The sequence below is a fragment of the Phenylobacterium sp. genome, assembly GCF_036263695.1.
Lineage (GTDB): Bacteria > Pseudomonadota > Alphaproteobacteria > Caulobacterales > Caulobacteraceae > Phenylobacterium.
In genome coordinates this window covers 1-5,492 of record NZ_DATAGM010000243.1, presented here as the reverse complement: position 1 = coordinate 5,492, position 5,492 = coordinate 1, and the positions used below count along the sequence as shown (strand labels likewise).

Here is a 5,492-nt window from a genome sequence, read left to right as displayed (position 1 = left end):
GCCTAGGCTGGCCGACCTCGCCGTTTCCGTCCTGGGCCCGGTGTCCGACAAGATGCGCGGCTACCTAGCCGATCCCGCAGAGATCGACCGCATCTTCGCCGCCGGCGCCGAACGGGCCCGCGACGAGGCGGCGCCGGTGCTGGCGCAGGTGAAGAAGATCGTCGGCTTCTGGGGCTGAGCTCGCTTTCCAGGCGTCCTCGTGTTTACCGCCGCCGGGCCGCCGCTTATCGTAGCGGGCATGTGGGGGCCCGCTAAACTCTCGGACGTACGCTCCGCCGATCGGCGAGGTCGGCGATGATCGCGTTCCTGTTGGCGCCGCAGAACGTGCCCTTCGTCGCGGCCCTCGTGCTGATGCTTTTGATCGGCCTCGTGGAGCTATCCGGCTTCGGCGGGGCGGCGGACTTCGACATCGACCCGGACACGCCGTCGCTGTTGGCCTGGCTCAACCTCGGCCGACTGCCGATGCTGATGCTGCTGGTGGTGTTCCTGTTCGCCTTCGGGACGGTGGGGCTGATCGCCCAGCGGATCGTGGCGGCGCTGTTCGGCGGCCCGGCCCCGGCGCTGCTGGCGGTTCCGGCGGCGGTGGCGGCGGCCTTTCCGCTGACGCGCATTTTCAGCCGCCTGTTCGCCCGCTTCGTGCCGACCGACGAGACGACTGCGGTGTCGCGCGACAGCCTGATCGGCCGGGTGGCGGTGATCGTCACCGGCGAGGCCAAGCCCGGCTCGGCGGCCCAGGCCCGGGCGCGCGACGCGCACGGTCAGCCGCACTACGTCATGGTCGAGCCGGACGAGCCGGAGGAGATCCTCGCCGAGGGCGAGACGGTGATCATCGTGCGCCGGGCCGGCGCAAAGTTCTTCGCCGTACGCGATGCGGCCCTGGGCCAAGGAAACGTCTGAGAGTGGGGGAAGCCATGGCGCTCATCGAAATCGGGATCATCGCAGGCGTCGGACTCGCCGCCCTGCTCATCCTCGGGCTGATCTTCGCAAAGCTGTACCGGCGGGCCAGCAAGGAGGTCTCCTTCGTCCGCACCGGCTTCGGCGGCGAGAAAGTGGTGATGAACGGCGGGGCGCTGATCCTGCCGGTGCTGCACGAGACCATCCCGGTGAACATGAACACCCTGCGGCTGGCGGTGGAGCGCAAGAACGAGCAGGCGCTGATCACAAAGGACCGCATGCGGGTGGACGTGCTGGCCGAGTTCTATGTGCGGGTTCAGCCGAGCGCCGACGCCATCTCGTCCGCCGCCCAGACGCTGGGACTTCGCACCATGGCCCCTGAGGAGCTGAAGGACCTCGTCGAGGGCAAGTTCGTCGACGCCCTGCGCAGCGTCGCCGCCGAGCTGACCATGACCGAGCTGCACGAGCAGCGGACCCACTTCGTCCAGAAGGTGCAGCAGGTCTCCAGCGAGGACCTGCTGAAGAACGGCCTGGAGCTGGAGACAGTGTCGCTGACCGGCCTCGACCAGACCGCGATGGAGTACTTCAACCCCTCCAACGCCTTCGACGCCGAGGGCCTGACCCGGCTGACCGAGGAGATCGAACGCCGCAAGAAGCTGCGCAACGACATCGAGCAGGACACCCAGGTCCAGATCAAGAACAAGAACCTGGAGGCCGAGCGGCAGACGCTGATGATCGGCCGGGACGAGGAGTACGCCCGCCTCGAGCAGCAGCGGGAGGTGGAGATCCGCCGGGCCGAGCAGAACGCCGACGTCGCCCAGCAGCAGGCCGAGAAGAGTAGAGCCGCCGAGGAGGCCAAGATCGCCGCGCAGCAGCAGATCGAACAGGCCAAGATCGAGGCCGATCGGGCGGTCGCCCAGGAGCGGATCGCCATGGAGCAGCAGATCCGCCAACGCGAGGTGGAGAAGGCCAAGGCCATCGAGCTGTCCGAACAGGAGAAGGCGATCGCCATCGCCGAGAAGTCCCGGGCCCAGTCCGAGGCCCAGGCGCTGGCTGACCAGGCGCGCGCTCTGGCCGTGCAGGCCGAGGAACAGGTGGTCTCCGTCCGCGAGAAGGAGGTGGCCGACCGCCTGAAAGCCATCGAGCTGATCGAGGCCGCCAAGGAGGCGGAGCGCGAGGCGATCGGCATCCGCGTCGCCGCCGAAGCCGAGAAGGTCGCCGCCGCCGATAGGGCCGAGGCCCTGCGCGAGCAGGCCAGGGCCGGGGCCGACAAGATCAAGATCGAGGCCGCCGCCGCCGCCGAGGCGGTGCGCTTGGCCGCCGAGGCCGACCGGGTCCGCTTCGATGTCGAGGCCATCGGCAAGCGGGCGGTCAACGAGGCCGCCAACATCCTCTCCAGCGACCAGGTGTCGATGCAGGTGAAGGTCAAGCTGATCGAGAACCTCGACAAGATCATCGCCGAGAGCGTCCGGCCGCTGCAGTCGATCGACAGCATCAAGATCGTCCAGGTCGGCGGCCTGGGCGGCGACGCCGGCGGCCAGGCGGGGGACGGCGCGCAGGGCGCGAACCTGGCGGACAACGTCGTCTCCAGCGCCTTGCGCTACCGGGCCCACGCCCCGCTGATCGACCAGCTGCTGTCCGAGGTCGGCATGAAGGGCGACGACGCGCACGGCCTGGTCGCCGGCCTGAGCTCCGGCGCAAAGCCCGCGCCGGCGGCCGAATAGGGCCAGCCTTGCCTGAACAGGCGGCTTGCCGCAGCTTCGCGCCATGACGCGGCGCAAGTTCCTGGTCATCGCAGACGATTCGCCTGAGTTCCAGGCGGCGCTGCGCTACGCTTGCCGGCGGGCCAGGTCCACCGGCGGGCATGTGGCGCTGCTGCGGGTGATCGAGCCGGCGGTGTTCGAGCACTGGAGCGGCGTGCGCGAGGAGATCGAGCGCCAGGCCCGCCAGGAGGCCGAAGCCGTGCTGCAGAAGATGGCCGAGTTCGTCATCGCCGAGACCGGCCATCCGCCCGAGTTCGTCATCAAGCACGCCGACAACACGCGCGCCGCCCTGCGCCAGGTCGTCGCCGACGACCCCGACATCAAGATCCTGGTGCTCGCCGCCTCGGTCGGCGGCCGCGGACCCGGCCCGCTGGTCGCCTCCATCGCCAAGGAGGGAGTGAAGTGGGGCAGCCGCAAGCTGCCTGTCACCGTCGTGCCCGGCGACCTGACGGACGAAGAAATCGCCGATTTGGCCTAGGCCGCCAGCTTCGCGGTCACGGCGTTGAGCACGAGCCGGCCGGCCGGCGTGGCGCGGAGGCGCTCCCGGTCCTCGGCGATCAGGCCAAGCTCGGCGAGCTCAACGACGCGCGGGTGGCGCGGGGAGAGCTCCAGCGCCGCCACGTCGGCGTACGGCAGCCCCTCCGCGATCCGCAGGCCGAGCAGCAGCCGCTCCTCCGCGGCCTCAACCGGCGACAGCGCCTCGCGGCTGGCGAAGCCGAGGCCGGTCTCGCGCACCGCGGCGATGTAGGCGGCGGGCCGCGTATGAGAGAGGGTCGCCTCGCGGCCGGCGGTGGTGGTGATCCGCCCGTGCGCCCCTGGCCCCGCGCCGACGTAGTCCCAGCCCCGCCAGTACACGAGGTTGTGGCGCGAGCGGGCCGCCTCGCCGCGGGCGTGGTTGGAGACCTCGTAGGCGGTGAAGCCGGCAGCCTCGAGCGCCGCCTGGGTGGTCTCGAACAGCTCGGCGGCGAGGTCCGGGTCGGGTGGGGCGAACCGGCCGCGGCGCACCGCGCGGTCGAAGGCCGTGCCGGCCTCGATGGTCAGCTGGTAAGGCGAGAGGTGCTCGGCGCCCAGCGCGATGGCTTCGGCGAGCTCGTCCCGCCACCCGGCCGCGGTCTGTCCGGGGCGGGCATAGATCAGATCGAGCGACAGGCGGGGGAAGGCTCTGGCCGCCGCCTGCGCCGCCCGCCGCCCCGCCGCCGCATCGTGGTTGCGGCCTAGGAAGGCCAGCGCCGCATCGTCCAGCGCCTGCAGCCCGAGCGACAGCCGACTGACCCCGACCTTTGCCAGCGCCTCGAACCGGGCGGCCTCGGCGTCCGTCGGGTTGGCCTCCAGGCTCACCTCCAGGTCCGCCGCCGGGGTCCAGAGGCGGCGGGCCAGCGCCAGGACGTCGGCGACCGCCTGCGGGTCCATCAGGGAGGGCGTGCCGCCGCCGAAGAAGACCGACACCAGCTCGCGCGGACCGGTCAGCGCCGCCTGGGCCTTCAGGTCCTCTCCGATCGCGGCGACGAGGGCGGCTTGCTCGTCGCTCCGTCCGCGGTCCTTGAAGACGTTGAAGTCGCAGTAGGGGCAGATGCGGGCGCAGTAGGGCCAATGGATGTAGACCCCCAGCGGCGGGGCGCGGGTCACAGCAGGGCGGCCTTCAGCTTCTCGAAGGCGAGCGCCCGATGGCTCATTGCGTCCTTCTCGGCCGGGTCCATTTCCCCGAAGGTCTCGCGCCGACCCTCTGGCCGAAAGATCGGGTCATAGCCGAAGCCTCGGGTTCCCCGGGCCGGGAACACCAGCTCGCCATCCACCCGGCCCTCGACCACCACCGCCGGGCCGTCGGGCCAGGCGACGGCGAGCGCGCAGGTGAACCAGGCCGAGAGGTCCTCGCCGTCGGTCGCCTCCAGACGCTCCTCGACCTTGCGCATGGCCAGCGCGAAGTCCTTCGACGGCCCAGCCCACCGCGCCGAGTAGACGCCGGGCGCGCCGCCCAGGGCGGTGACCGACAGCCCCGAGTCGTCGGCCAGCGCGACCAGCCCCGAGGCGTCCGCCGCCGCACGCGCCTTGATCAGCGCGTTGCCGACGAAGGTGGTCTCGGTCTCCTCAGGCTCCGGCAGGCCGAGCTCGCCGGCGGTCACCAGCGCGAAGCGGTTCTCCAGGATCGAGGCCAGCTCGCGCGCCTTGCCCGGATTGTGGGTGGCGACGACGATCTTCTGGCCGGCAGGCAGGGTCAGGGGCATGGGGCGGGTTCTAGCGCCGGGGCGTCGCCGCGTCATGACCCCAAAGGTGGCGGCGCGCGCAGCTCTTCTCTACCCTCCCGCTTCGCGCGCGCTTCGGCCGCGCCGGGCAGAGGACAGACAAGAAGATGCGCGCCCTGGGGCCGGGCTCGGTGTCGAGCTTCCTGAAGACCATCCTCGACGTCGTCTATGTGGCCCTGTGGATCGGCCTGGGCGTGCTGGCCCTCATCAGCCTCCTGGCCGTGCTGCTCTCCTTCAATCCGGAGATCCTGTCGGACGTAGTGTTCCGCTCAGCCAACGGAGAGGAGATCTCAAACCGCGGCATCCTAGTGGTCGGCCCGCTGATCGCCTGGACGCTCTATGTCGGCGCCATCCTGGTGATCGTCGAGCGGGTGCGGAAGATCTTCACCACCTTGACCGCCGGCGATCCCTTCCACCCGGACAACGTCACCCGGCTTCGGGTGATCGGCCTGATGCTGGCGGGGCTGGAGCTCGGCCGCTACGCCTTCTGGGCGCTGTCGGCCTGGCTGCTGCCGGGCCAGCAGGAGATCAACTCCGGCTTCTCCCTCACCGCCTGGTTCTCGGTGCTGGTGGTGTTCGTGCTTGCCGAGGTGTT

General features: G+C 70.7%; 6 protein-coding genes and 1 pseudogene. 5 read left to right on the top strand and 2 right to left on the bottom strand.

What is annotated here, in order from left to right; genetic code table 11:
* From VHK87_RS09860 to VHK87_RS09845, 4 genes and pseudogenes are all read left to right on the top strand, one after another.
* Positions 1-178, top strand: a pseudogene (locus VHK87_RS09860) (tryptophan--tRNA ligase); the annotation flags it as partial.
* A gap of 116 nt (positions 179-294) precedes the next feature.
* The gene (locus VHK87_RS09855) at positions 295-897 is read left to right on the top strand and encodes a YqiJ family protein (protein WP_329634723.1); all 603 of its coding nucleotides are present in this window, start codon (positions 295-297) and stop codon (positions 895-897) included.
* Between the two features lie 14 nt (positions 898-911).
* Positions 912-2,618, top strand: coding sequence for a flotillin family protein (locus VHK87_RS09850; protein WP_329634722.1), 1,707 nt, complete (start codon positions 912-914; stop codon positions 2,616-2,618).
* A gap of 43 nt (positions 2,619-2,661) precedes the next feature.
* Positions 2,662-3,135: a universal stress protein gene (locus tag VHK87_RS09845; protein WP_329634721.1), complete on the top strand. Its 474-nt coding sequence runs from the start codon at positions 2,662-2,664 to the stop codon at positions 3,133-3,135.
* On the opposite strand, the gene hemW is transcribed toward VHK87_RS09845, so the two are convergent.
* A complete protein-coding gene (hemW, locus tag VHK87_RS09840) occupies positions 3,132-4,283 on the bottom strand; it encodes a radical SAM family heme chaperone HemW (protein WP_329634720.1) in 1,152 nt (383 codons plus the stop codon). The genes VHK87_RS09845 and hemW overlap by 4 nt on opposite strands.
* Positions 4,280-4,879, bottom strand: coding sequence for an RdgB/HAM1 family non-canonical purine NTP pyrophosphatase (rdgB, locus tag VHK87_RS09835; RefSeq protein WP_329634719.1), 600 nt, complete (start codon positions 4,877-4,879; stop codon positions 4,280-4,282). Before rdgB ends, hemW begins: the two co-directional genes overlap by 4 nt.
* 125 nt (positions 4,880-5,004) lie before the next feature.
* Between rdgB and VHK87_RS09830 the strand changes: the two genes are divergently transcribed.
* Positions 5,005-5,492: DUF2975 domain-containing protein (locus VHK87_RS09830; RefSeq protein ID WP_329634718.1), on the top strand; the 488-nt coding region annotated here is incomplete at its 3' end.